This window comes from Pseudomonas sp. OTU750018 (assembly GCF_011636575.1).
In the GTDB taxonomy this organism is placed as follows: domain Bacteria; phylum Pseudomonadota; class Gammaproteobacteria; order Pseudomonadales; family Pseudomonadaceae; genus Aquipseudomonas; species Aquipseudomonas peli.
Genome location: NZ_JAAPAU010000001.1, coordinates 831,448 through 855,444, shown reverse-complemented (window position 1 = coordinate 855,444; position 23,997 = coordinate 831,448). Strand labels below are relative to the sequence as shown.

The following is a 23,997-nucleotide window of genomic DNA, read 5'->3' as shown; positions in this document are numbered from 1 at the left end:
CACTGATAAAAACGCAAAACCCCAGTCATGGACTGGGGTTTTGTTGACTGCCGCCGGCGTTACTCGGCAGCCGGTTCGCTCAGTTCACTCAAGGCATCAGGCTGGTTCTTGAATGCCTTGGCGAAGATGTCGCGGTTCTTCGCCATGTAGATACCCAGCTCTTCACCCTGGGTTTCATTCAGCGATGGCACGGCTTTTTGCAGCACTTCGGTGAGCAGCTCGGCCAGTTCGAGCATTTTGTCATGACGATCGGCTTCGGCTTTATCCATGAACAAACGCTCCAAATCCCGGCTGCTGCGGTACACCACTTCGACGGCCATTCATCACCTCTACGCCTTCACGCTGATAGGTTGCAGTTAACTGTTTATCTGTACAGTGGTTGCGAGCATAAAGAACTCGCCGGCATTTGACCAGCAGCAATTGCCATGCCGGCTAACACCATAGCCGATTCTGTGCGTCACAGCCGTTCAGCGGTCGCTGCGCAGCGGGCCGAACTCGGCCGGTACCCAGGCGTAGCCTGCACCTTCTTTGCGCACATGGCCCAGCCCTGGGAAGGGCATGTGCGCGCCAGCCACCCAGAGTTTGTCGCGGCTGGCGTTGGCGAATATCTGCTGGCGCGTAGCCTTGGCCTGTGTGCTGTCGATGTCGAACTCGATCACCACTTCCGGCTTGGCGAACTGCACCGCGTGGCTGTGCACAATATCGCCCCAGACCAGCAGGCTCTGGTTCTGTGAGGTGAACAGGTAGGAGCTATGACCGGGGGTGTGGCCGTTGCTCGGCACCAGGCTGACGCCTGGGATCAGTGCGCTGTCCGGGGCGTACAGCTTGAGACGCTGCTGAGCGTCGTAGGGTGCCACGGACTGCTTGGCCATCTGGAACATGCCGCGCATGGGCTCCGGGGCCTTGGCAGCCGCCTCATCGCTAAGCCAGAAATCCGCTTCGGCCTGGGGCACGTAGACGCTGGCATTCGGGTAGGCGGCCTGGCCGTCGCTGTTCAGCAGGCCGCAGGCATGGTCGGGGTGCAGGTGGGTGAGCAGCACAGTGTCCACCTGTTCCGGGCTATAACCGGAAGCTTTAAGGTTGTTCTGCACCACGCCCAGGGTTGGCCCGAAGCATTGCGCCGCCCCCGTGTCGACCAGCACCAAGTGGCTGCCTGTATTGATCAGGTAAGCGTTGACGGCGGTTTGCACGCCCTTACTGGAGTCAACGAACATGCGCGCCAGCAGGCTCTGGATATCCTCGGCGCTGGCGCCGGTGAGGATTTTGCTGTCGAGGTCAACGTAGCCGTCGTACAGCGCCGTCACTTCGAATTCGCCCAGGGTCATGCGGTAGAAGCCGGCGACCTGATTCTGCTGTTTGGCCACCGGCGCCGCATTGGCACTCAGGGGCAGGGTGTAGCCCAGGATCAGGGTCTGGGCTGCAAGCAGTGCGCTAAACAACCGAGTGCGGGTGAATAAGCTTGGCATGCTGATGTCCTCGTGTGGTTAGAAACCTATACGTAACTTATACGGTTTTGGCGAAATACTTGTACATTGTCGCTGTACACTATTGCTGGTCGCAGTGGCCAACAACAGTATTCGGCACGCTATCGGCTCTCTGTGAGGTGCACCATGTTGCTGTCTGCGGGTCGAGTCGAGCGCAAACTGCTGGCCCTGTTGGCCGTTGCCTATCTCAGTTTATTCGTCATTGTCGGTGCCATCTGGGGTAGCCGTGCCCACTTGATCGACGGGCAGCGTGTTGAGGTGCTACACACCTCGCTTTATCAGCTCAGTGAAACCCTGTCCTTGCTCAAGGATGCCGAGACTGGGCAGCGCGGCTTTCTGCTGACGGGCGAAGATTCATTTTTACAACCCTATAACGTGGCGGTGCAGCACTTGCACAGCCAGTTTCAGGCGTTGCGCGCGATACCGTTGATGGAGATGTACGCAGACGACATCGCGCGGATTGAGCAGCTCGCCGAGTTAAAAATGACCGAGCTGAGCGAAACCATCGCACTGCGTCGCTTGGCTGGTGCTGAAGCTGCCCGCCAGCGCGTGATGGACAATCAGGGCCGGCGTTACATGGATGAGCTGCGTGAGCGGATTAGCAGCCTGGAAGGCAACGTCAGTGATGAGCTTGAAACGCTGCATGAAAGCACCGATGTTCGCTCGCAAGTCGCCATCTGGGGTGGCAGTGCGGTTGCGCTGCTGATGCTCGGACTGCTCGGCCTGACCTACCTCGACCTGCGCCGTGACCTGCGCGAACGTGAGGAGCTGCTAAAACGTCTGGCCTTTGAATCGCAGCATGACGCCCTGACCCAGCTGCCAAATCGTCGCGCCTTCAACGATAGCCTCGATCAGGCCCTGGCCTTGGCGCGGCGTGCCGAGCGGCCGCTGGCGCTGATTTACCTGGACCTCGATGGCTTCAAACCGGTCAACGATGAACATGGTCACGCCACCGGCGACCGTGTGCTCAAGGCCATTGCTCAGCGCTGGCGGACGTTACTGCGCGAGGGCGAGGTGTTGGCACGGTTGGGTGGCGATGAATTTGCCGTGGTGGCCGAGGGGGATGTGGCGGCTATCGAGTGCCTGGCCGCCCGTATGATTACTGCACTGGATACGCCGCTGCTGGAAGAGTTGCCGCATGTGCGAGTGGGCGTGAGCATCGGTATGGCGCAGTTTCCTCAGCATGGTGAGGACCGGCGTCGCCTGGTGGCGGCGGCGGATACTGCCATGTATCGGGCCAAGGAAGCGGCTAAGCATTGTTTCGCCTGGCCTGAGCCCAGCAGCGCCATTCCAGCCGCGGCGCTCTGATGCGCTCTTGGACGTGTCTTGGCCCACGTGAGCGCCATCTCCTGAGAGCTGGTCTTGTTTCTGCATGGTGCAGGTACATTCCGCGTTGGAGCGGGCCGTCGATTTTAGGAGAGCAAGGATCGTGAAGGACAATCTGGCTGAACGCGCCCGCGAGCGCATGCATGGCTTGGCGGAGTCGCTGGGCAATCTGTTGATGGAGGCGTTCCACTACCTGGCGCTGTTCGCCATCGGCGCTATCACCGCCTGGGCGGCGGTGATGGCCTTTCTCGGCATGCTGGAGAAGGGCCATATCACGGTCGATGACATCCTGCTGCTGTTCATCTACCTGGAATTGGCAGCGATGGTGGGGATCTATTTCAAGACCAACCACATGCCAATTCGCTTCATGATTTATGTGGCGATTACCGCGCTGACCCGTCTGATGATTTCCGACATTTCGCACAACCACAAACCCGACATGGGCGTGGTGATGGTCTCCGGGGCAATTCTGTTGCTGGCGGTAGCGATTTTTGTGGTGCGTTTCGCCTCCTCGCGCTTCCCCGCAGTGCAGGCTGGCGGGGTGCGAAAAAAGGCCAATCCTGCGGATGAAGCGGCAGAGCGTGATTATGCGCAGAGCGATGACTGAGGCTTCGGGCTGGTCAGTCGTTTAACGGTGCAAACAGTGCCTGCACGTCGTCTTCACTGAGCTGCAGCTGGCTCTGGCTGCCACCTTCCAGCACGCCACGGGCCAGGTTGGCTTTGGCCTGCTGCAGCTGCTGGATTTTCTCTTCGACGCTGCCACGGGCGATCAGCTTGTAGACGAACACCGGCTTGTCCTGACCGATGCGGTAGGCGCGGTCGCTGGCTTGTGCTTCGGCGGCGGGGTTCCACCAAGGGTCGAAGTGGATCACCGTATCGGCGGCGGTCAGGTTAAGCCCCGCGCCGCCGGCTTTCAGGCTGATCAGGAAGATCGGCAGTTCGCCAGCCTGGAACTGCTGCACCGGGGTGCGGCGATCCTGGGTGCTGCCGGTGAGCTTGGCGTAGGGAATGTTGCGCACCTTCAACTCAGCTTCGATCAGCGCCAGCATTGAGGTGAACTGCGAGAACAGCAGCACCCGCCGACCTTCGGCGAACAACTCTTCAAGCATCTCCAGCAGACCGCTGAGTTTGCCGGAATCCGCGCTGGTGAGGTTGTTGTCGCCTTCCTCACCGAGTAGGCGCAGGTCGCAGCAGGCCTGGCGCAGGCGCAATAGCGCTTCGAGAATCACGATCTGGCTGCGCGCCAAACCCTGGCGGGCGATTTCCGCGCGGACCTTCTGGTCCATGGCCAGGCGCAGGGTTTCGTAGCGATCACGCTGCGCCGCGCTGAGCTCGACCCAGTGAGTGATTTCGGTTTTCGGCGGCAGTTCGCTGGCCACCTCTTCCTTGGTGCGACGCAGGATGAACGGTTTGATCCGCCCGGTGAGGTGCGCCAAACGCTGCTGGTTAGCGTTCTTCTCAATAGGCGTGCGGTAGTCGCGGGTAAAGCTTTTGCTGTCACCCAGCCAGCCGGGCATCAGAAAGTTAAACAGCGACCACAGCTCGCCCAGGTGATTCTCCAGCGGCGTGCCGGTCAGGCACAGACGCTGCCCGGCCTGTAGTTGCCCTGCAGCGACGGCGGCCTTGCTGCGTGGGTTCTTGATGTTCTGCGCTTCATCGAGAATCAGCAGGCGATAGCGGTAGGCGCTCAATGCCTTGAGATCGCGCGGCAGCAGGGCGTAGGTGGTCAGGATGATCTGGTGCTCGTCGATCTGCTTGAACAGCGCGCGGCGCTTCGGCCCGTGCAGCGCCAGTACCTTGAGCTGCGGGGTGAAGCGCGCGGCTTCATCCTGCCAGTTGGGAATCAGGCTGGTGGGCATAACGATCAGCGCCGGCTGCTGCAAACGCCCGGCGTTGAACTCGCAGAGGATATGGCCGAGCGTCTGCAGGGTTTTACCCAAGCCCATGTCATCGGCTAGCAGGCCGCCGACTTCCAGCTCAGCCAGGCCCTGCATCCAGGCCAGGCCTTGCAATTGGTAGGGTCGCAGTTCCGCGAGCAAGCCGGCGGGCGCTTGCAGGGTATTGCTGTCCAGTTGTTGCAGGCGTTGGGCGAATTCGCGCAACTGGTCGCCACCTTGCCAGCTGATGACTGGACCTTCCTGCAGGTGATTGAGGCGCGCGGCATCCAGGCGCGACAGGCGCAGGCGCTGGTTGGACTCACTCGGTTCGCGAACAAACAGCTCGCCCAGGGTCGCGAGCAGCGGTTTGAGACGGGCCAGCGGCAGGGCGGCGCGTTTGTGGTTATGCGGCAGGCTGACCAGCACCACTTCGTCGTCATCGCGTTTGTTCAGAGCTTCGCCGTTGAGCAACCAGGGTTTTTGGCGGATGGCCTGCAGCAGTATCGGCAACAGGCTGATGCGCTGGCCTTCGACCTCTATACCCAGTTCCAGATCGAACCAGGTTTGCTCGGGGTCTTCTTCGACTTCGGCGTACCAGTCATCGACCTGTGCCAGGTTGAACTGGAAGTCCGGCTGCATGCGGATTTGCCAGCCCTCTGCGCGCAGCGCTGGCAGATGCTCACGAATAAACTGCAACCAGGCAGTCTCACTGGGTTGCTCGTAAGCTTCGCCGGCGCTTTCCGGCAGCGCTTCGCTCTGCCGCAGTGCCACTTGCAGGCCGGTTTGTTCCAGGCGTTTGCGCAGCTGGGTTTCAGCGCTGATGTCACGCACTATGCGCAGACTGTGCTGGGCACTCTGCTTGATCAGCAGGTCCTTGCCCTGTTTGCCCGAGGCCAGGTGGCCCTGGTAATCGAAAGCCAGTGCGGCGCGGTGCTGGGTTTGTTCCTGCATACGGCCCTTGCGCGCATCAAAGTGCACGCGCACCAGGCTGCCGAGGCTCAGTACCGGGCTGGGTTGCAGGTTTTCCAGGCACTCTTCGCGGGCCTGCGGGCTGCTGACGATCAGTGGCGAGAGGTCGACGCCTTGTTCCTGCTGGGTTTGCAGGGTGAGTAGGGCGCTGGCCACGTGTTTGCAGTTGAAGCCCACCGGGCAGCTGCAATGGCCGGTTACGCCCCAGCCCTGGCCGTAATGATGCAGGGTGATGCGCTGTTGATAGGTTTGCGCACCGGAGCCACGGCAGCTGGCCAACAGGGTGCTGTCTTTGAGGCTGAGCAGGCGGCTGCGGCCTTGTGCGGCATAGGCCTGACCGCGCAGCAAGTCGCCGTCGCCGAATTCTGCACGCCAGTCTTCCTGGCGTAGATGCAGGATATCGAGGGCCATCAGTGGTACCGGGCGGGCGAGTGGACGAATCGTGGCATGGGCAGCTTTCTCGAAGGCAGCCGATGATTCTTGCACAGCCAGCGTGGGATTAGCAGGCTGTTTTCAGGCTCAGGGGGCGCAAGCTGCGTTGCCTGATAGGCGGGTATGCGGCGGGCTGATGCTGCTTGGCGTGGGCTCAGGGGCGTTGCAGGGCCGCGCGGTATTGCCCCGGCGTGGCGCTGAAGGCCTGGCGGAAACGGTTGTTGAAATGGCTGGCACTGGCAAAGCCGCAGGCCAGGGCCACTTCAGCCAGTGGCAGCGTGCTGTGTTGCAGCAGTTGCTGGCCATGGCGCAGGCGTTGCGCCAGCACATAGCGGTGCGGCGGCAGGCCGAAGCTGAGTTGGAACATCCTGGCGAAGTGGTATTCGGAGAGCGCACACAAACTGGCCAGCTGACCCAGGCTGAGCGCTTCACTGAGGTTGGCCTGGATAAACTCGCGCACTCGGCGGCGCTGGCCGGGGGCTAGGCCACCGGTCAGGCGCAGGCCTTCGCGGCGGCCCACTTGGGATAGCAACGCGTGGTTGATCAGGCCGTGGGCCAGGCTGCTGCTGAGCAGGCGTTCGGCCGGTTCTTGCCAATCAAGCTGGCTCAGCTGACGAAAGCGCTGGGCTTGCTGCGGGTCGTCGAGAAAGGTGCCTTCGCGCAGTTCCAGTTCCCGTGGTTCGCGGTCTAACAGGTTGACGGCCGCCAGGGCGAATTGCTCCTGGCTGATATACAGATGGGCCAGATGGATTTCACCGTTGATCACCCATTCCGACTGATGGCCGGCCGGCAGAATGCACAGTTTGCCTGGCGCGCCTTTGCTGTGTGGGCTTTCGCGGCGAAAGGTGCCGGTGCCGCCGGCCAGGTAGCAGGACAGCGTGTGATGGCTGGGGGCTTCGTAGTCGCGGGCATCATGGCGGTTGCTCCACACGGCAGCCGCCAGCCCGTCGCCCAACTCGGCGCTGCGGTGCAGGCGGGTGTTGGGCGAGCTGTGCATGCTCTGGAAAACCTGTAGGTGCTCAAGTTGCGACATAAATCCTCCGTCGCTCCATGCTACGCCGGGCATGCCCGCGTGCCAGCCCCCGCGCGCGGAAAAGCGCAAGATTATGCAAGGCGCGGTTATCTGTAGCTGTCGAGTATTTCCAGGTAGCGCGGCTGTTGCTTGAGCGCATTCAGGCTGTTCTGCAGCCGGGTGAGCTGCACCGCGTCGGTGTCCAGGCTGAAGGCGTAATACATGGCGCTTTCCTTGAGCACATGCACCGGGGTGAAGTCGTGGCTGTGCATGTCCAGATTGCGGATAAACCAGTAGGCAGTAGTTTCATCGTACGCCCACAGGTCGATACGGCTGTTATGCAGCAGGTTGGCCAGCTGAATTGCGCTGGCCGAGATCTGCAGCTGGTTGTCGTTGATACCAAGGCTATTCAGCAGGTGATGGCCGACATCATCGCGAATCACACCGATGCGGTGCGCGCTGAGATCTGCCGGTTGCTTGATCTGTAACTGGCGATCCTTGCGCGCCAATAGCACGATGCGGCTGGGCATGATCGGCCCGACCCACTTGAACTGCGGGCCGCGCTCCTCGGTGCGGGTCATGGAAAACAGCATCACCCCCGTACCTTTGCGCGCCATCTGATAACCGCGCGCCCAGGGCAGTGAACGAATATCCCGGCGCGCGATGGGCAGGCCGGCGCTGGCGGCTGCTTCCAGCAGGATGTCCACGGTAATGCCACGGGCGATGCCGCTTTCGGTGTAGTTGTAGGGTGGGAATTCTTCGGTGATGAAGTCCAGCGACTCCCACTTCGCTTCGGCATACAGCGTCAGGCTGAAAAAACACAAGGAAACAAACGCAAGCGCGTTGCCAAGGCGAGAAGACATGCGGCGTACCTCAGGCTACAGCGACCGGCAACGCCGGGTGGCTCAGGCAGTGTGGCGGGTGCGCATGCGTCAGCGACACCCTGTATTGACGCTAGCCTGCCGGGCATAGGCTGTCGACCCGCCGCATATACCGCTCTGGATGGTCATTTCCGGGCATGCGAGTGAATGGCTATTAACCGTCGGGATCGAGCGGTCAGCCCTGCGCGCGCTCGTACCAACCCTTGCTGTTATTGACCATGTGCACCAGCCAGAGCATCACCGGCACCTCGATCAGCACACCGACCACCGTGGCCAGCGCTGCGCCGGAGCTGAAACCGTAGAGCGCGATGGCCACGGCTACGGCCAACTCGAAGAAGTTCGACGCACCGATCATCGCCGCCGGTCCAGCGATATCGTGGCGCACCTTGAGTTGCCGGCACATCCAGTATCCGAGGGCAGCGATAAACAGCGTCTGCAGCAGAATTGGCACTGCCAGCATGGCGATGATCAAAGGCTGGGCAACGATGGTCTGACCCTGAAAGGAGAACAGCAGCACCAGGGTGGCGAGCAAAGCGAGGATGGAGAACGGGCCGATACGCGTCAGCACCGCATGCAGCGCTGCATCACCTCGGCGCAACAGGCGCGCGCGGATAAATTGGGCGATGGCAAGTGGGATAACGATATACATCACCACCGACAGCAGCAGGGTGTCCCACGGCACTGGAATCGACGATACGCCCAGCAGCAGGGCGACGATGGGGGCGAAGGCGAACACCATCACCAAATCGTTTATCGCCACCTGGGTCAGGGTGAAGTTGGCGTTGCCCTTACACAGGTTGCTCCAGACAAACACCATAGCCGTGCAAGGCGCGGCGCCGAGCAGAATTAGCCCGGCCACGTAGCTGTCGATCTGCTCGGCCGGCAGCCAGCCAGCGAACACATGGCGCAGAAACAGCCAGGCCAGAAAGGCCATGGTGAAGGGCTTGATCAGCCAGTTGATGCTCAGCGTCACGCCCAGGCCGGCGCGCTGCTGGTAGACCTCGCCGATGGCGCTAAAGTCGATCTTCATCAGCATGGGGATGATCATCACCCAGATCAGCAGCCCCACCGGGATATTCACCTGAGCAACTTCCAGAGCGCCCACCGCTTGCGTTGCTTCGGGGGCGAACAGGCCGAGCAGGGTGCCGCCGATAATGCAGAGAAATACCCAGAGCGTCAGGTAACGCTCGAACAGACCGAGCGGCGAGCGGGTTTGAGGATCGGAGGATTCTAGGGCGTTGGCCATACTGGATTCCTTGGGTGAGTGGCGAGTCTAGCCAGTCCCGCTGTGCTCGTTATTGATCTGGGTCGGCTTGGGTTAGGCTGAATATACGGTTTACAAGATATATGGATATCAATATATTCGCCAAACCGTATTTGCATGACACCCATCGCCATGAGCCAAAAGATTCGCGTGCTGTTTCTCTGTGTGGCCAATGCTGCCCGCTCGCAGATGGCCGAAGCGCTGCTACGCCATACCGATCCCGAAGGCTATGAGGTTTTTAGCGCCGGCACTCTGCCTGGTGAGGTTGATCCGCGTGCACGTCAGGCCCTGGAGCAGTTGGGCGTCAGCACGGAAGGCCTGCACAGCAAGGCGCTGGAGAGCTTCGATGGCCAGCAGTTCGATTACGTGATCACCCTGTGCGACAAGTCCGCCTTCGAGTGCAGCACCTTACCCGGGGCTGGCGAATACATCGCCTGGGACTTCGAGGACCCGGCCAGCAGCCAGCAGCAGAATGCCTACACGCGTTGTCTGCAGCAGATCCACGAGCGCATCAAGATGTTCGTGCTGGTCAAAAGCAAAGTCAGCCAGCCCACGCAGATGCTCGCCCCGGTGACCCTGTTCAAATGCCTGGCCGATGACACCCGCGCACGCATGACCCAGCTGATTGCTCAGGAAGGCGAGCTGTGCGTCTGTGAGCTGACCGCCGCCCTTGAGGAGAGTCAGCCAAAAATCTCCCGCCACCTGGCACAGTTGCGCAGCAGCGGCCTGTTGCAGGATCGCCGCGCTGGGCAGTGGGTGTATTACCGCCTGCACCCGCAACTGCCAGCCTGGGTTGGCCAGATCCTGGCGCAAGTGCTCCAGGCTGACGACCCGCAACTGGCCGAGGATCGTTTGCGTCTGCACAGCATGCGTGACCGCCCTGATCGCGCCTCGCTGTGCGGCTGAGCCACTGATTTCTGGAGCAAGACCATGACCTTTGAGTTGCCGAATATCGCCCCCGAACTGCTTGATCTACCGGATAACGAGCAACTGGCCAAACCGCCCATCACGCATAAGCCACGCATTCTGCTGCTGTACGGTTCCAACCGCGCGCGCTCCTACAGCCGCCTATTGACCGAGGAGGCCGCGCGTTTACTTGAACAGTTCGGTGCCGAAGCGCGGATCTTCAACCCCAGCGGTCTGCCGCTGCCGGACGACGCCCCTGAGGATCACCCCAAGGTGCAGGAGCTACGTGAGCTGGTGCTGTGGAGCGAGGGCATGGTCTGGTGCTCGCCGGAGCGCCATGGCGCGATGACCGGGGTGTTCAAATCGCAGATCGACTGGATTCCCCTGAGCATGGGCGCGGTGCGCCCGACCCAGGGCAAGACCCTGGCGCTGATGCAGGTCAGCGGCGGTTCGCAATCCTTTAATGCGCTGAACCAGATGCGCGTTTTGGGGCGCTGGATGCGCATGTTCACCATCCCCAACCAGTCTTCGGTGGCCAAAGCCTTTCTTGAGTTTGACGACGCCGGGCGGATGAAGCCATCGGCCTATTACGACCGGGTGGTCGACGTGATGGAGGAACTGATCAAGTTCACCCTGTTGCTGCGCGGCCAAACGGACTACCTGGTGGACCGCTACTCCGAGCGCAAGGAGTCGGCCGACGAGTTGAGTAAACGGGTCAATCAGGCATCCATTTAAGGTTCAGCCGCCAACCCTACACACGCGTCCAGACCGACTGCAGGTCGGCTATTGAGGTCAGCATGCTCAACACCATTGGGCTTTTCGCCCTTACGGCCCTGGCCGAAATTATCGGCTGTTACCTGCCGTACCTGTGGCTCAAGCAGGGCAAGAGCATTTGGCTGCTGGTGCCGGCCGCGGCTGCGCTGGCGCTGTTTGCCTGGCTGCTGACTCTGCATCCAACTGCCGCTGGGCGGGTGTATGCCGCTTATGGCGGGGTGTATGTGGCGATGGCGATTATCTGGCTATGGCTGGTGGACGGTATTCGCCCGACCCATTGGGACCTGCTGGGCGCCGCTGTGGCCATGCTCGGCATGGCGATCATCATGTTTGCGCCGCGCAATATTTAACCCGTTCAACGAGAGAGTCTGTCCATGGCTATCAAGGTAGGTATCAACGGTTTTGGTCGTATCGGTCGTCTGGCGCTGCGCGCTGCTTGGGGCTGGCCGGAATTTGAGTTTGTGCAGATCAATGATCCGGCCGGCGATGCGCCGACCCATGCCCATCTGCTGAATTTCGACTCGGTGCACGGTCGCTGGCAGCACGAGGCGAGCAGTGAGGGCGAGTGCATCCTGATCGACGGCAAACGCATCCAGGTCACGGCCAACAAGACCATTGCCGATACCGACTGGAGCGGTTGCGATCTGGTGATCGAGGCCAGCGGCAAGATGAAAACCGTCGCCGTGTTGCAAGGCTATCTGGATCAAGGCGTGAAGCGCGTGGTGGTCTGCGCGCCGGTAAAAGAGCAGGGCGCGCTGAATATCGTGATGGGCGTTAACCAGCAGCTGTTCGACCCGGCGCAGCACCGCATCGTCACGGCTGCATCCTGCACCACCAACTGCCTGGCCCCGGTGGTTAAGGTGATTCACGAAAACCTCGGTATTCGCCACGGTTCGATCACCACCATTCACGACCTGACCAATACCCAGAGCATCCTCGATACGCCGCACAAGGATCTGCGCCGCGCCCGTGCCTCAGGCATGAGCTTGATCCCAACCAGCACCGGTTCGGCCACGGCGATTGCCGAGATCTTCCCCGAGCTGCGCGGCAAGCTGAATGGCCACGCGGTGCGTGTACCGCTGGCCAATGCCTCGTTGACTGACTGCGTATTCGAGGTGGAACGCGCTACTTCGGTGGAGGAGGTCAACGCACTGCTTAAAGCTGCCGCTGACGGTCCGCTCAAGGGCATCCTCGGTTATGAGGAACGTCCGCTGGTGTCCATCGACTACCGCACCGACCCGCGCTCGTCGATTATCGATGCGCTGTCGACCATGGTGGTCAACGGCACCCAGGTGAAGCTCTACGCCTGGTACGACAACGAATGGGGCTACGCCAACCGCGCGGTGGAGCTGGCGCGGATGGTGGGTGCGCAATAACTGCGGCCCTCTCCCCCAACCCCCGCTCTGCGCCCCAGCCCTTCGCAGAACTCAGGGCGCGTTAGCGGGCGAAGCAGTGCTTCGCTTTCCCCGCACCGCCCCGCAAGCGTGAGAGGGGAGTGTTAAGCCTCCCGCTTCATTTCGTGGCTTTCTTTAAGCCGCATGAAGTCCGCTCCCTCGCCCCTTTGGGAAGAGGTTTGGGGAGAAGGGCTAAAGACACCGCGATTGATCAGGAAATCAGCACATGCACGCCTTATCCCGCCTCGCTCCCGAAGTGCGCCAATACCTGCTGGTGACCGGCAACTACTGGGCTTTCACCCTCACCGACGGTGCGTTGCGCATGTTGGTGGTGCTGCATTTTCATAGCCTCGGTTACACGCCACTGCAGATCGCCGCGCTGTTTCTGTTCTATGAGATTTTCGGTGTGGTGACCAATCTGGTCGGCGGCTATCTGGGCGCGCGACTGGGGCTGAATCGCACCATGAATATCGGCCTGGGCCTGCAGGTGGCGGCCTTGCTGATGCTCACCGTACCGGCGGCATGGCTGACGATTCCCTGGGTGATGGGTGCGCAGGCACTGTCCGGTATCGCCAAAGACCTGAACAAGATGAGCGCGAAAAGCTCGATCAAGCTGCTGGTGCCGGACAGTCAGCAGGGCACGCTGTACAAGTGGGTGGCGATCCTTACCGGCTCGAAGAATGCGCTGAAGGGCGTGGGTTTCTTTATGGGCGGTGCGCTGCTGGCGCTGCTCGGGTTCACTGGCGCAGTGCTGGCCATGGCGGCGGTGCTGGCGCTGATCTGGTTGGCCAGCCTGTTGCTGCTGAAAAAGGATCTGGGCAAGGCGAAAGCCAAACCGAAGTTTCGCGACATTATGTCTAAGAGCCGGGCGATCAATATTCTGTCGGCCGCACGCTTGTTCTTATTCGGCGCCCGCGATGTGTGGTTTGTGGTGGCGCTGCCGGTGTACCTGTCCAGTGTGTTTGGCTGGGGTTTCTGGCTGGTTGGCGGCTTTCTCGCTGCGTGGGTGATTGGCTACGGCATGGTGCAGTCCTTCGCCCCAGTCATCACCGGCAAGGCCAGCGGCCAGTTGCCGGATGGCCGCGCGGCATTCGCCTGGGCTGCGGTGCTGGCCGGGTTGCCCGCCGCCATTGCCCTGGGTCTGAGCAGTGACTTGCCGGCGCAGTGGGTCTTGCTCGGCGGGCTGATGCTGTTTGGCGCGCTGTTTGCGGTGAACTCCTCGCTGCACAGTTATCTGATCGTCAGCTACGCCAAGGAAGACGGTGTGTCGCTGGATGTCGGCTTCTATTACATGTCCAACGCCCTCGGCCGGCTGCTCGGTACGCTGCTATCGGGCTGGGTCTATCAGGCCTATGGTCTGGAGGCCTGCCTGTGGGTGTCCTCGGCCTTTGTCCTGCTGGCAGCGCTGATCTCCATTGGACTGCCTCGGCACCGCGCGATCAGTCTGAGGGAGTAAAAAGCGCAAGTTTGTGCAAGAACAGCCAGGCCGATCAGGCGCAGACTCTCAACCATCTACCGGGAGTCTGTTGATGAACCTGTCGCTCTATCTGCTCACCGTACTGATCTGGGGCACCACCTGGATCGCCCTCAAGTTGCAACTGGGCGAGGTGGCAATTGCTGCCTCCATCGCCTATCGCTTTGCCCTGGCTGCTGCCGTGCTGTTTGCCGTTCTGCTGCTTAGCGGGCGCCTGCAGAAACTCGATAAGCGCGGCCAGCTGATCTGCCTGGCGCAGGGGCTGTGCCTGTTCTGCATCAACTTTATGTGCTTCTACACCGCCAGCCAGTGGATCCCTAGCGGCTTGGTGGCGGTGATCTTTTCCACTGCAACGCTGTGGAACGCGATCAACGCGCGGCTATTCTTCAAACAGCAGATCGCCGCCAATGTACTGGCCGGCGGCGCGCTGGGCCTCGGCGGTCTGGCGCTGCTGTTCTGGCCGCAACTGGCCGGGCAGGAAGCCAGCCGTGAAACTCTGCTGGGTATCGGCCTGGCGCTGATCGGCACCCTGTGTTTCTCCGCCGGCAATATGCTCTCCAGCCTGCAGCAGAAGGCCGGTCTCAAGCCGTTGACCACCAATGCCTGGGGCATGCTCTATGGCGCGCTGATGCTGGTGGCGATCTGCCTGGTCAGCGGCACGCCGTTCGGTTTCGAGTGGAACACCCGTTACATCGGCACCCTGCTGTACCTGGCGATTCCCGGTTCGGTGATCGGCTTTACCGCCTACCTGACCCTGGTCGGGCGCATGGGCCCGGAGCGCGCGGCCTACTGCACCGTGTTGTTCCCGGTGGTAGCGCTGAATATCTCGGTGTTTGTCGAGGGCTACCAATGGACCGCACCGGCGCTGTTCGGCCTGCTGCTGGTGATGCTGGGTAACGTGCTGGTGTTTCGTAAGCCCAAGGCGCTACCGGCAACGGTTGCCCTGGCCGCCAAGGGTTAACTCGGCCACTTCCACGCCGGCTCATCGAGCATGCCCTGGCCCTGGATCACGGTTTGCCCCAGCTGTTTTTCCAGGACGATGGCATTGCACTCGGGGTGTTGCTCCAGGGTGGCGATCAGGCGGCTGGCGTGGGATACCACCCAGACTTGGGTGTGTTGCGACGCAGCGATAATCAGCCGGCCGAGGGCTGGCAGCAGGTCGGGGTGCAGGCTGGTCTCCGGCTCATTCAGCACCATTAGCGATGGCGGCCGTGGGGTGAGCAGGGCGGCGACCAGCAGTAGATAACGCAGGGTACCATCTGACAGCTCGCTGGCCGACAATGGCCGCAGTAGGCCCTCCTGTTGCAGTTCGACGGCAAAGCGCCCGCCTTGTTGAAAGTCGATGCGCAAACGTGCGCCGGGGAAGGCGTCGCTGATTGCCGCATCCAGCGCAGCGACATCGCCGATTTCACGAATGGTCTGCAACGCCGCCGCCAGGTCACGACCGTCGTGGTGCAGCACCGGGGTACGGGTACCCAGTTGCGGCTGGCGCGCGGGCGCTTCGGCATCGCTACGAAAGTTATCGTAGAAGCGCCAACGGCGAATATGCTCGCGCAGGTGGGAGACCTCCGGGCAGGCCGGATCATTGCCGATCTGCTCATACAGGCTGTCGAAGCTCGGCAGGTGCTGGGCCATCACCTGCCAGTTGCGCCCCTCACGCATACGCACCATCGCGCCGGCGCGATCCACCAGCAGTGAGGCGGGACGATAGCTGCCCCCAGCCCAGATGCATTCGCGTTTGATCTCGGGGTCCAGAGCGAAGGCGCTGGGCTTGTCGCGGCTCTCGCCGGAGTTGGACTCCGGCAGTCCGAGTGAAATGGCATAGCTGAAATCATCGCCGGCAAAGCCCAGGCGCAAACGTCGGGCCTCCTTGCGTGGACCGCCTTGCACCGGCACCTCGCCGCTGAGCATGCGCCGGCTGAGGGTTTCCGGCCCGGCCCAGAAGGTGGAGTCCAGCCCGCCTTCGCGAGCCAATGCATTGACCACGCCGCCCTGGGCGGTTTCCGCCAGCAGGCGCAGGGCGCGATAGAGATTCGATTTGCCGCTGCCATTGGCCCCTGTCACCAGATTGAGGCGGCCCAGCGGCAGCACCAGATTGTTAATCGAGCGGTAGTTGGCGACGGCGAGGGTGTGCAGCATGGGTGTCGTCCTGACAGCTAATGAAGGGTTTTTAGTGGCGCGACTTGCCTAAAACAAGCCTAGTTGCCCGCCGATCAAGGTTGCAAAATCATCCTCAACAAACGGCAGGATGGCATCTGCCACCGGTTGCAGTTGGCGGGTCAGGTAGTGGTCGTAGTCGATGGCGGCGCTGCGTGCTTCCAGCGGTTGTGGGCCAGCGGTGGTGATCACGTAGCTGATCCAGCCGCCGCGCTGGTATTGCAGCGGTCGGCCGTGGGCGGCGTTGTACGCGTCAGCCAGGCGCGCGGCGCGCACATGGGGCGGTACGTTGCGTTCGTAATCGGTGAGCAGGCGGCGCAGGCGTTTGCGGTAGATCAGTTGTTCATCCAGTTCACCGTTGAGTGTGCGGCTGACGTAATCACGTACATAGTCCTGATAGGGTTGGCCCAAAAAGATGCGCTCATACATTTCGCGCTGAAACTGCTGGGCCAGCGGCGACCAGTCGCTGCGCACGGTTTCCAGGCCTTTGTAGACCATCTTGTGGCCACCGTCAGGCTGGGTGATCAGGCCGGCGTAGCGCTTCTTGCTGCCTTCCTCAGTGCCGCGAATGGTCGGCATCAGAAAGCGCCGGTAATGGGTTTCGAACTGCAGTTCCAAGGCGCTTTCCAGGCCGTACTCATCACGCAAGTGATCGCGCCACCAGGCATTGACCTTGGCCACCAGTGCACGGCCGATCTGTGCGGCGTCCTCTTCAGCATGCGGGCGCTTGAGCCAGACAAAGGTGGAGTCGGTGTCGCCGTAGATCACCGCATAACCCTCGGCTTCGATCAGCGCGCGGGTGCGGGCCATGATCTCGTGGCCGCGCAGGGTGATGGACGAAGCCAGGCGCGTGTCGAAGAAGCGGCAACCGCTCGAGCCGAGCACGCCGTAGAAGGCATTCATGATGATCTTAAGCGCCTGCGACAGCGGCGCGTTGTGTTCGCGTTTGGCCGCCTCACGGCCCTGCCATACGCGCTCAACTATGGCCGGCAGGCAATGCTGCGTGCGGGAGAAGCGCGCACCACGGAAGCCCGGCACCGAATGCGCTTTGTCCGGCTGGCGCAGGCCCTCGATCAGCCCCACCGGGTCGATCAGAAAGCTGCGGATAATCGACGGGTACAGGCTCTTGTAATCGAGTACCAGCACTGACTCGTACAGCCCCGGCTGCGACTCCATGACAAAGCCGCCTGGGCTGGCTTGCGGCGGGTTGTCCCCCAGGTTCGGTGCAACAAAACCACGGCGGTGCATCAGCGGCATATACAGGTGCTCGAAGGCCGCCACCGAGCCGCCGCTGCGGTCGGCGGGCAGGCCGGTGACCGTGGCGCGCTCCAGCAGGAAGTCGAGGATCGCGGTTTTGCCGAAGATCCGTGTAACCAGCTCGCAATCGCGCAGGTTGTAGCGTGCCAGAGCGGGTTTGTCCTCGCGGAACATACGGTCGATTTCGTCCATGCGCTGGTAGGGCGTGGAGATGTCCTTGCCTTCGCCAAGCAGGGTTTGCGCGACGTTTTCCAGGCTGAACGAGGGAAAGCTCCAGGTCGCCGAACGCAGCGCCTCGATGCCGTCGATGATCAAGCGCCCGGCCGCGTCAGCAAAAAAGTGACCGTTGCCGCTGCCATGCTCACGCCACTGCATCTCGCTGCCATCACGGCCCAAACGCAGGGGGATGGCCAGGTTGCGCGCATGTTCATGCAGCACACGCAGGTCGAACTGCACCAGGTTCCAGCCGATGATCGCGTCCGGGTCATGTGCGGCCATCCACTGGTTCAGGCATTCGAGCAACTCGCCACGGCTGGCGCAGTAGTGCAGCTGGAAATCCACCTGCGGCGGTTGTTCGGGCGCACGGCCGAGCATGTACACGTTGCGCTGGCCGCAGCCTTCGAGGGCGATGGAGTACAGCTCGCCGAAGGCATTGGTCTCGATGTCCAGCGAGGCCAGTTTGAGCGTCGGGCGGTAACCCTCGCAGGGCTTGATCTGCACCTCCAGCAGTAGGGCTGGATTGGTCGCATCGGGCGTGCCGGTGAACTGCACGGGAGCGGTGATAAAGCGCTCCATCAGGTAGCGCTCGGGCGGTCGCACATCGGCTTCGTACACGTCCAGGCCAGCGCGGCGCAGCTGTTTGTCGAGGTCTATCAAGGTACGGTGCTGTTGGCAATACAGGCCGAGCACCGGGCGCAGGTGAAAGTCCTTGAGGCCCAGCGGGCGTAGCTCTACGCCGCGTTCGCCCGCGAGCAGCGCTTGCGCCTGCTCGCGTTGCGCAGCCGGGATAAAGGCCACTGAGGTTTGCAGCGGCAAGCGCAGCAGGCGCGGGCCGCTGTCGGTGGCCAACCAGAACTCCACCTGCGTGCCGGCTGGCGTATCACGCCAGTGGCGAGTCAGCAGAAAGCCCTGTTGTAAGTCCACCGCGTTGCTCTCGGGTCTGTATTGAGAGGCAATTCTACGCAGGCTTTTATCTGTATGCCTATACAGTTGTTGTGCGGCTGCCAAGCAGGCACAGACAAATCAGCTATTCCGAGTAAAATGCTCGGCCTGATTGACTGCCCGATAGCGAAACCATGTCCCTGCCCAAGCACCACCTCGAACTGCTGAGCCCCGCGCGCGATACCGCGATTGCCAAGGAAGCCATCCTGCACGGCGCCGATGCCGTGTATATCGGCGGCCCCGGCTTCGGTGCGCGGCACAACGCCAGCAACAGTGTGGCGGACATTGCCGAGCTGGTGCAGTTCGCCCACCTGTTCCATGCGCGGGTGTTCGTCACCCTCAACACTATCCTGCATGAGGATGAGCTGGAGCCAGCGCGGCAGATGATCTGGCAGCTCTACGAGGCGGGCATCGATGCGCTGATCGTGCAGGACATGGGCGTGATGGAAATGGACCTGCCGCCCATCGAGATCCACGCCAGTACCCAGTGCGACATCCGCACCCTGGAAAAAGCCCGCTTTCTCGACAACGCCGGCTTCTCCCAGCTGGTGCTGGCCCGCGAGCTGAACCTGGAAGAAATCAGCAACATTTGCCGCAACGTCGATTCGGCGGTGGAGTTCTTTATCCACGGCGCGCTGTGTGTGGCCTTCTCTGGGCAGTGCAACATCTCCCACGCGCAAACCGGCCGTAGCGCCAACCGAGGCGACTGCTCGCAAGCCTGCCGCCTGCCATACACCTTGAAGGACGATCAGGGCCGCGTGGTGGCGTTTGATAAGCACCTACTGTCGATGAAGGACAACAACCAGACCGACAACCTGATTTATCTGGTCGATGCTGGCGTGCGCTCGTTCAAGATCGAAGGGCGCTACAAAGACATGAGCTACGTGAAGAACATCACCGCGCACTACCGCCGCGAGCTGGATGTGATTCTCGAACAACGCCCGCACCTGACCCGCGCAGCCAGCGGTCGCACCGAGCACTTCTTCACCCCGGACACCGACAAGACCTTCCACCGCGGCAGCACTGATTATTTCGTCACCGACCGCAAGGTGGACATCGGCGCGTTCGACTCGCCGACCTTTACCGGCTTGGCGGTGGGCTTTATCGAGAAAGTGAACAAGCGCGACCTGATTGCCGTCACCGATACGCCGCTGTCCAACGGCGATGGCCTGAACGTGCTGATCAAGCGCGAAGTGGTGGGCTTTCGCAGCAACATCTGCGAGCTCAAAGGCGAGTTTGAAGAAGACGGCGAGAAGCGCTACCGCTACCGCGTCGAGCCTAATGAGATGCCCGAAGCCATGCACCGCGTGCGCCCGCAGCAGCCGCTCAACCGCAACCTCGACCACAACTGGCAACAGGCCTTGCAGAAAACCTCCGCCGAGCGCCGCATTGCGGTCAGCTGGCAGTTGGCGGTGCAGGGTGATCAGTTGAATGTGAGCGTCACCAGTGAAGAGGGCATCAGCGCTCGCGTTAGCCTGGCCGGGCCGTTCGCCGCCGCCAAGGATGCTGAGCAAGCTCGCGAGCAACTGGCCGATGGCCTGAGCAAACTGGGCACCACCATCTACTACAGCACTGGCGCGCAGATTGACTGTGAGGCCGTGCCGTTTGTCCCAGGCTCGCAACTCAAGGCCCTGCGCCGCGAGGCCATCGAAGCGCTGACTCAAGCGCGCGTTGCCGCTCATCCGCGTGGCGGGCGTAAGCCGGTGAGCGTGCCGCCACCGGTGTACCCGGAATCGCACCTGACCTTCCTCGCCAACGTCTACAACGACAAAGCGCGCACCTTCTACAAACGTTACGGCGTGCAGCTGATCGACGCGGCGTATGAGGCCCATGAAGAGGCGGGCGATGTGCCGGTGATGATCACCAAGCACTGCCTGCGTTTTTCCTTCAACCTGTGCCCCAAACAGGCCAAGGGCGTGACCGGCGTACGCACCAAGGTCTCGGACATGCAGCTGATCCATCAGGACGAAGTGCTGACCCTGAAGTTCGACTGCAAGCCCTGCGAGATGCACATCATCGGCAAGATGAAGGGCCATATCCTGCATCAGCCACAGCCGGGCAGCGCGCAAAGCAGCGGCGGTGTAGTGGGCTATATCACCCCGGATGACCTGCTCAAGACCATCAAGCGCTGAGTGTCGGTCAGCGGTTGCACACCGCCGCGTCAGCGGCGGGTTGGGCTGGCCTGCTTGCCAGTCAGGATCACCAGCGCAATGCCGCCGAGTATGGCCAGTGAGGCCAAGAGCAGACGCAGGCTGAGCGGTTCGGCGAGCAGCACCACACCGCCCAGCGCAGCGATCACCGGTACGCTGAGTTGCACGCTGGCGGCCGTGGTGGCTTTCAAGGCCGGCAAGGCGCTGTACCAGACGGCATAGCCGAGCCCGGATGCCAGCGCGCCCGAGGCGATGGCGTAGGCGATTCCTGCGGAGTGTTGCAGCGAGAGATCGCCGAGCATGGCGACACTCAGAATCAGCGCAATCGGCACCGCTCGGAGGAAATTGCCGGCGGTGACCTGCAGCGGATCGCCCGTGCCTTTGCCGCGCAACGAATAGATTCCCCACGCCATGCCCGCACCCAGCATCAGTGCCGAAGCCAGTGGCGGCGGTGCAGAGATACCCGGTAACAGCAACCCAACCAGCCCGCCAATGGCCAGCAACAGGCCGCCAAGCTGGGGCACTCGCAGGCGTTCGCCGCGGTACAGGCCATAACCGATCATGGTGCTTTGCACTGCGCCAAACAGCAGCAGGGCGCCGGTGGCCGTCGACAGTTCGAGGTAAGCGAAGGAAAAGCCGGCGGCGTAGGCAAACAGGGCCAGTGCTGATAGCCAGTTGCCTTGGCCAGCGGCGCTACCGGCGCGGATACGCACGATCAGCCAGAGCACGGCGGTCCCGGCGAGCAGGCGAATGCTGGTAAAACTGGCGGCATCAATGCTGCCGTCGGCGAGTGCCGCCCTGCAGAGCAGGGAGTTGGCCGCGAAGGCGATCAGCGCGAGTGTCGTCATGCAGACAAGGCGGGTGGATGACATGGGCGTTCCCACGGCGGCGTCAGTGGGACGTTTGGGGAGGCAGTCACTCACTGCGCTTGCCAAAACCCTTGGCGAGAAACAGCCAGGCCATCAGCGGATAACAGAAATAATGCAGGCCAAAAATCAGCAAACCCATGGGGCTGGGATCATCCTTCCACGCCATCATGGCCAGTAACCCCAGGTAGAGCAGCGCCAGGATGCCGCCGTACAGCGCGACCAAGCGACGGCGTTCGCCTTGCAAGGGTGCGCGGCGGTTGCGCCAGGAGAACCACAGGGTCATACCAGCGGCCACCAGGGCGGCGATCAGCACCGTGGTCAACAGCCCGCCGAGTTTGACGAAGGTGCGCAGCAGCAGGTTGAGCACGATAACCGCCACCACGCCGCCAAGGGCCAGGCGGGTAACCGCGACGCTGCTGGGGCTTGGCTCGCGCATGAGGCTTGCTCCTAGAGGCTGCGATTAAGGCCGAAACGTTTCTTTAATACAGCTTCCAGCAGGCGTTTAGGCAGCAGCGCCGCCAGAAGCGGCATGCTGCGGCTGCCATTACCCAGGCGTACCAGGTTCGGCCGGGATTTACTCTGCACGGCGGCCAGCAGGTTGCGGGCAAAGTGGCTGGTGGGCGTGGGGTTATCCTGCGAGGCGTTGGCACGGGCGCGGATGCCGTCTCGTATCGGCCACCAGGGCGAGGCTTCATCAATCAGCTGTTCGGCCTGCTGGCTGGCGTTGGCGCCAAAGCTGGAGGCAATCGCGCCGGGCTGCACTTCCATCACCTCGATAGCGAAGGGTGCCAGTTCCAGGCGCAGGGCGTCGGTCAGAGCATGCACGGCGGCCTTGGAGGCGCAGTAGGCGCCTGCAAACGGGGTGACCAGCACGCCGGAGACGCTACCGATATTGACCACCAGCCCTTTGTTCTGCCGCAGCAGCGGGAACAGCGCGCGGGTCACGCCGACCAGCGAGAACACGTTGGTTTCGAATTGCTTGCGCATGGCTTCGACACCACCATCGAGCAGTGGGCCCATGGCGCCGTAGCCGGCGTTATTGATCAGTACGTCGAGCCCGCCGATCTCCGCTTTCAGGCGTTCGGCCAGTTGGCCAAGACCCAGGCCATCGTTAACGTCCAGTTGTACGGCGTTAAAGCCCGCTTCGCTCAGGGCTGTGAGGTCTTCAGTTTTGCGCGCAGTGGCCCAAACCTGATAGCCGGCCTGCATAAACACCTCGGCCAAGGCGCGGCCAATGCCGCTGGAGCATCCGGTGATCAGTACGCTGGGCTGGGTCATGCAACTTTCCTTATTGTTTTAATGGGGTAGCCGTCAACGGCTAAAGCTGCCTTGCAGGCGCTCAGCACGAAACTCCAGGGTCTTGGCCCGGTAGCCGCTGCGCAGCGTGGGTAGCGGCAGGCAGGCTTGCCAGTCGTCACCGGGCAACAATTCGCCAGGGCCACTGTAGTGCGGGGTTTCATACAGGCGCTCGGCCAGGTTGACGCTGTCGCCAGGGCGGTAGGCGGCGATCTGCCAATGCAGCTCAAGCAGTGCGGCTTCGCTGCCATTCTTCAGGTTCAGGGCCAGCGGGCGATCCGCCGGGCAGCGCTCAGGGGCATAATCGAGGCGTAATTCGAGGTGGGCCAGGTGGCGGTTCTCGCGGCTTTCCTGCCAGAGCACCCAGCTGGCGACCAGGCCCAGGCCGATCAGCGCGCCGAGGGAGATCGGCAGTGCCTTGCTCGGGTAGCGGATCAGCAGTATCAGCCAGCTCAACAGCAGAATTGCGCCGAATAGCATTATTCAGGCCTCGGGTTGGTCACGCAGGAACACCAGACTATCAGCCTTGGAGTGTTCCGCCGAATAGCGATAGCCCTGGTAGTTGAAGTCCTTGAGGCCGGCTGGGTCAGTCAGGCGCTCTTTGATCACGTAACGGGCCATCAGGCCGCGGGCTTTTTTCGCGTAGAAACTGATGATCTTGTACTGGCCGTTTTTAAGGTCTTTGAATTCGGTGTCGATGATCCGTGCATTCAATGCTTTGCGTTTCACTGCACTGAAGTATTCGTTGGACGCTAGGTTGAGCAGCACCTCGTCGCCCTGAGCCGCCAGCGCCTCATTCAGCCAGCCACTGATGCGCTCGCCCCAGAAGTCATAAAGGTTATTGCCGCGCGGGTTGGCCAGTTTGGTGCCCATTTCCAGGCGATAGGGCTGCATCAGGTCGAGCGGGCGCAGCACGCCATACAGACCGGAAAGCATGCGCAGGTGCGTCTGCGCGAAGTCGAAGTCGGCCTCGCTGAAATCCTCGGCGTTAAGCCCGGTGTACACGTCACCCTTGAACGCCAGCAGCGCCTGTTTGGCATTGGACGGATTGAACGGTCGCTCCCAGCTGCCGAAACGCGCGGCATTTAGACCGGCGAGTTTGTCCGAGAGGTGCATCAGCTCGGCGATCTGCGCCGGGGTAAAGTCGCGCAGTTGCTGAATCAGTTCCTGGGCGTGGTCGAGGTGTTCAGGCTGGGTAAAACGCGGGGTCGCTGGCGGCGTCTCGTAATCGAGGGTCTTGGCGGGGGAAATCACCATCAACATAAGCTGTGCTCCTGAAAGTCTGCGGCGATTCTAGAAGCTGCTGGCGCTTGA

22 protein-coding genes are annotated in these 23,997 nt (G+C 61.8%); 9 read left to right on the top strand and 13 right to left on the bottom strand.

The features are described 5' to 3' along the window. Positions 1-59: 59 nt before the first annotated feature. Together HCI85_RS04180 and HCI85_RS04175 are read right to left on the bottom strand one after the other, a co-directional pair. On the bottom strand, positions 60-320 hold the full coding sequence (locus tag HCI85_RS04180; RefSeq protein ID WP_108485834.1) for a YebG family protein: 261 nt from the start codon (positions 318-320) through the stop codon (positions 60-62). Between the two features lie 147 nt (positions 321-467). Continuing rightward, entirely contained in the window at positions 468-1,466 is a 999-nt protein-coding gene (locus HCI85_RS04175; RefSeq protein ID WP_167142283.1) for an MBL fold metallo-hydrolase, read from the bottom strand. A 144-nt stretch (positions 1,467-1,610) separates the two neighbouring features. Here HCI85_RS04175 and HCI85_RS04170 point away from each other — a divergent pair, with 144 nt between their 5' ends. Further along, positions 1,611-2,792, top strand: coding sequence for a diguanylate cyclase domain-containing protein (locus tag HCI85_RS04170; protein ID WP_167142280.1), 1,182 nt, complete (start codon positions 1,611-1,613; stop codon positions 2,790-2,792). 121 nt (positions 2,793-2,913) lie between these two features. Further along, positions 2,914-3,417: a phosphate-starvation-inducible protein PsiE gene (locus HCI85_RS04165; RefSeq protein ID WP_374725296.1), complete on the top strand. Its 504-nt coding sequence runs from the start codon at positions 2,914-2,916 to the stop codon at positions 3,415-3,417. Positions 3,418-3,430: 13 nt separating this feature from the next. Here HCI85_RS04165 and HCI85_RS04160 read toward each other — a convergent pair whose 3' ends face one another. From HCI85_RS04160 to arsB, 4 genes are all read right to left on the bottom strand, one after another. Continuing rightward, the gene (locus HCI85_RS04160) at positions 3,431-6,067 is read right to left on the bottom strand and encodes a DEAD/DEAH box helicase (protein ID WP_167142277.1); all 2,637 of its coding nucleotides are present in this window, start codon (positions 6,065-6,067) and stop codon (positions 3,431-3,433) included. A gap of 175 nt (positions 6,068-6,242) precedes the next feature. After that, positions 6,243-7,121 carry a helix-turn-helix domain-containing protein gene (locus tag HCI85_RS04155; protein WP_167142274.1) on the bottom strand — a complete coding sequence of 293 codons (879 nt, stop codon included), beginning with the start codon at positions 7,119-7,121 and terminating at the stop codon, positions 6,243-6,245. A gap of 86 nt (positions 7,122-7,207) precedes the next feature. Beyond that, a complete protein-coding gene (locus HCI85_RS04150) occupies positions 7,208-7,963 on the bottom strand; it encodes a substrate-binding periplasmic protein (RefSeq protein ID WP_167142271.1) in 756 nt (251 codons plus the stop codon). A 193-nt stretch (positions 7,964-8,156) separates the two neighbouring features. Further along, positions 8,157-9,227 (bottom strand): ACR3 family arsenite efflux transporter, encoded by a 1,071-nt coding sequence (arsB, locus tag HCI85_RS04145; protein WP_167142268.1) that lies wholly within the window; start codon positions 9,225-9,227, stop codon positions 8,157-8,159. A gap of 150 nt (positions 9,228-9,377) precedes the next feature. Between arsB and HCI85_RS04140 the strand changes: the two genes are divergently transcribed. The 6 genes from HCI85_RS04140 (at position 9,378) to HCI85_RS04115 (ending at position 14,754) form a co-directional block, all read left to right on the top strand. Further along, on the top strand, positions 9,378-10,151 hold the full coding sequence (locus tag HCI85_RS04140; RefSeq protein WP_167142265.1) for a metalloregulator ArsR/SmtB family transcription factor: 774 nt from the start codon (positions 9,378-9,380) through the stop codon (positions 10,149-10,151). A 24-nt stretch (positions 10,152-10,175) separates the two neighbouring features. Next, a complete protein-coding gene (arsH, locus tag HCI85_RS04135) occupies positions 10,176-10,886 on the top strand; it encodes an arsenical resistance protein ArsH (protein WP_167142262.1) in 711 nt (236 codons plus the stop codon). Between the two features lie 62 nt (positions 10,887-10,948). Beyond that, complete coding sequence (locus HCI85_RS04130; protein WP_090248888.1) at positions 10,949-11,275, top strand: YnfA family protein; 327 nt, start codon at positions 10,949-10,951, stop codon at positions 11,273-11,275. Between the two features lie 24 nt (positions 11,276-11,299). Then, complete coding sequence (locus tag HCI85_RS04125) at positions 11,300-12,301, top strand: ArsJ-associated glyceraldehyde-3-phosphate dehydrogenase (RefSeq protein WP_167142259.1); 1,002 nt, start codon at positions 11,300-11,302, stop codon at positions 12,299-12,301. 244 nt (positions 12,302-12,545) lie between these two features. After that, positions 12,546-13,775 carry an organoarsenical effux MFS transporter ArsJ gene (gene arsJ, locus HCI85_RS04120; protein ID WP_167142256.1) on the top strand — a complete coding sequence of 410 codons (1,230 nt, stop codon included), beginning with the start codon at positions 12,546-12,548 and terminating at the stop codon, positions 13,773-13,775. Positions 13,776-13,848: 73 nt separating this feature from the next. Next, on the top strand, positions 13,849-14,754 hold the full coding sequence (locus tag HCI85_RS04115; protein WP_167142253.1) for a DMT family transporter: 906 nt from the start codon (positions 13,849-13,851) through the stop codon (positions 14,752-14,754). Here HCI85_RS04115 and HCI85_RS04110 read toward each other — a convergent pair. Then, the gene (locus tag HCI85_RS04110) at positions 14,751-15,932 is read right to left on the bottom strand and encodes an AAA family ATPase (RefSeq protein WP_167142250.1); all 1,182 of its coding nucleotides are present in this window, start codon (positions 15,930-15,932) and stop codon (positions 14,751-14,753) included. The genes HCI85_RS04115 and HCI85_RS04110 overlap by 4 nt on opposite strands. Before the next feature lie 48 nt (positions 15,933-15,980). Continuing rightward, positions 15,981-18,350, bottom strand: coding sequence for a DNA polymerase II (locus tag HCI85_RS04105; protein WP_167142247.1), 2,370 nt, complete (start codon positions 18,348-18,350; stop codon positions 15,981-15,983). Positions 18,351-18,502: 152 nt separating this feature from the next. Here HCI85_RS04105 and HCI85_RS04100 point away from each other — a divergent pair, with 152 nt between their 5' ends. Continuing rightward, on the top strand, positions 18,503-20,500 hold the full coding sequence (locus tag HCI85_RS04100) for a peptidase U32 family protein (RefSeq protein ID WP_167142244.1): 1,998 nt from the start codon (positions 18,503-18,505) through the stop codon (positions 20,498-20,500). Between the two features lie 29 nt (positions 20,501-20,529). Here HCI85_RS04100 and HCI85_RS04095 read toward each other — a convergent pair whose 3' ends face one another. From HCI85_RS04095 to yaaA, 5 genes are read right to left on the bottom strand one after another with little or no spacing between them, the layout of a single operon-like run. Further along, positions 20,530-21,390, bottom strand: a complete 861-nt coding sequence (locus HCI85_RS04095) for a DMT family transporter (RefSeq protein WP_167142241.1) — start codon at positions 21,388-21,390, stop codon at positions 20,530-20,532. Positions 21,391-21,433: 43 nt separating this feature from the next. Continuing rightward, positions 21,434-21,823, bottom strand: coding sequence for a hypothetical protein (locus tag HCI85_RS04090; protein ID WP_090248873.1), 390 nt, complete (start codon positions 21,821-21,823; stop codon positions 21,434-21,436). 11 nt (positions 21,824-21,834) lie between these two features. Next, positions 21,835-22,665, bottom strand: a complete 831-nt coding sequence (locus HCI85_RS04085) for an SDR family oxidoreductase (protein ID WP_167142239.1) — start codon at positions 22,663-22,665, stop codon at positions 21,835-21,837. A gap of 33 nt (positions 22,666-22,698) precedes the next feature. Further along, positions 22,699-23,163 (bottom strand): multidrug transporter, encoded by a 465-nt coding sequence (locus HCI85_RS04080; protein WP_090248869.1) that lies wholly within the window; start codon positions 23,161-23,163, stop codon positions 22,699-22,701. A 3-nt stretch (positions 23,164-23,166) separates the two neighbouring features. Further along, entirely contained in the window at positions 23,167-23,946 is a 780-nt protein-coding gene (gene yaaA, locus HCI85_RS04075) for a peroxide stress protein YaaA (protein WP_090248867.1), read from the bottom strand. Positions 23,947-23,997: the final 51 nt, after the last annotated feature.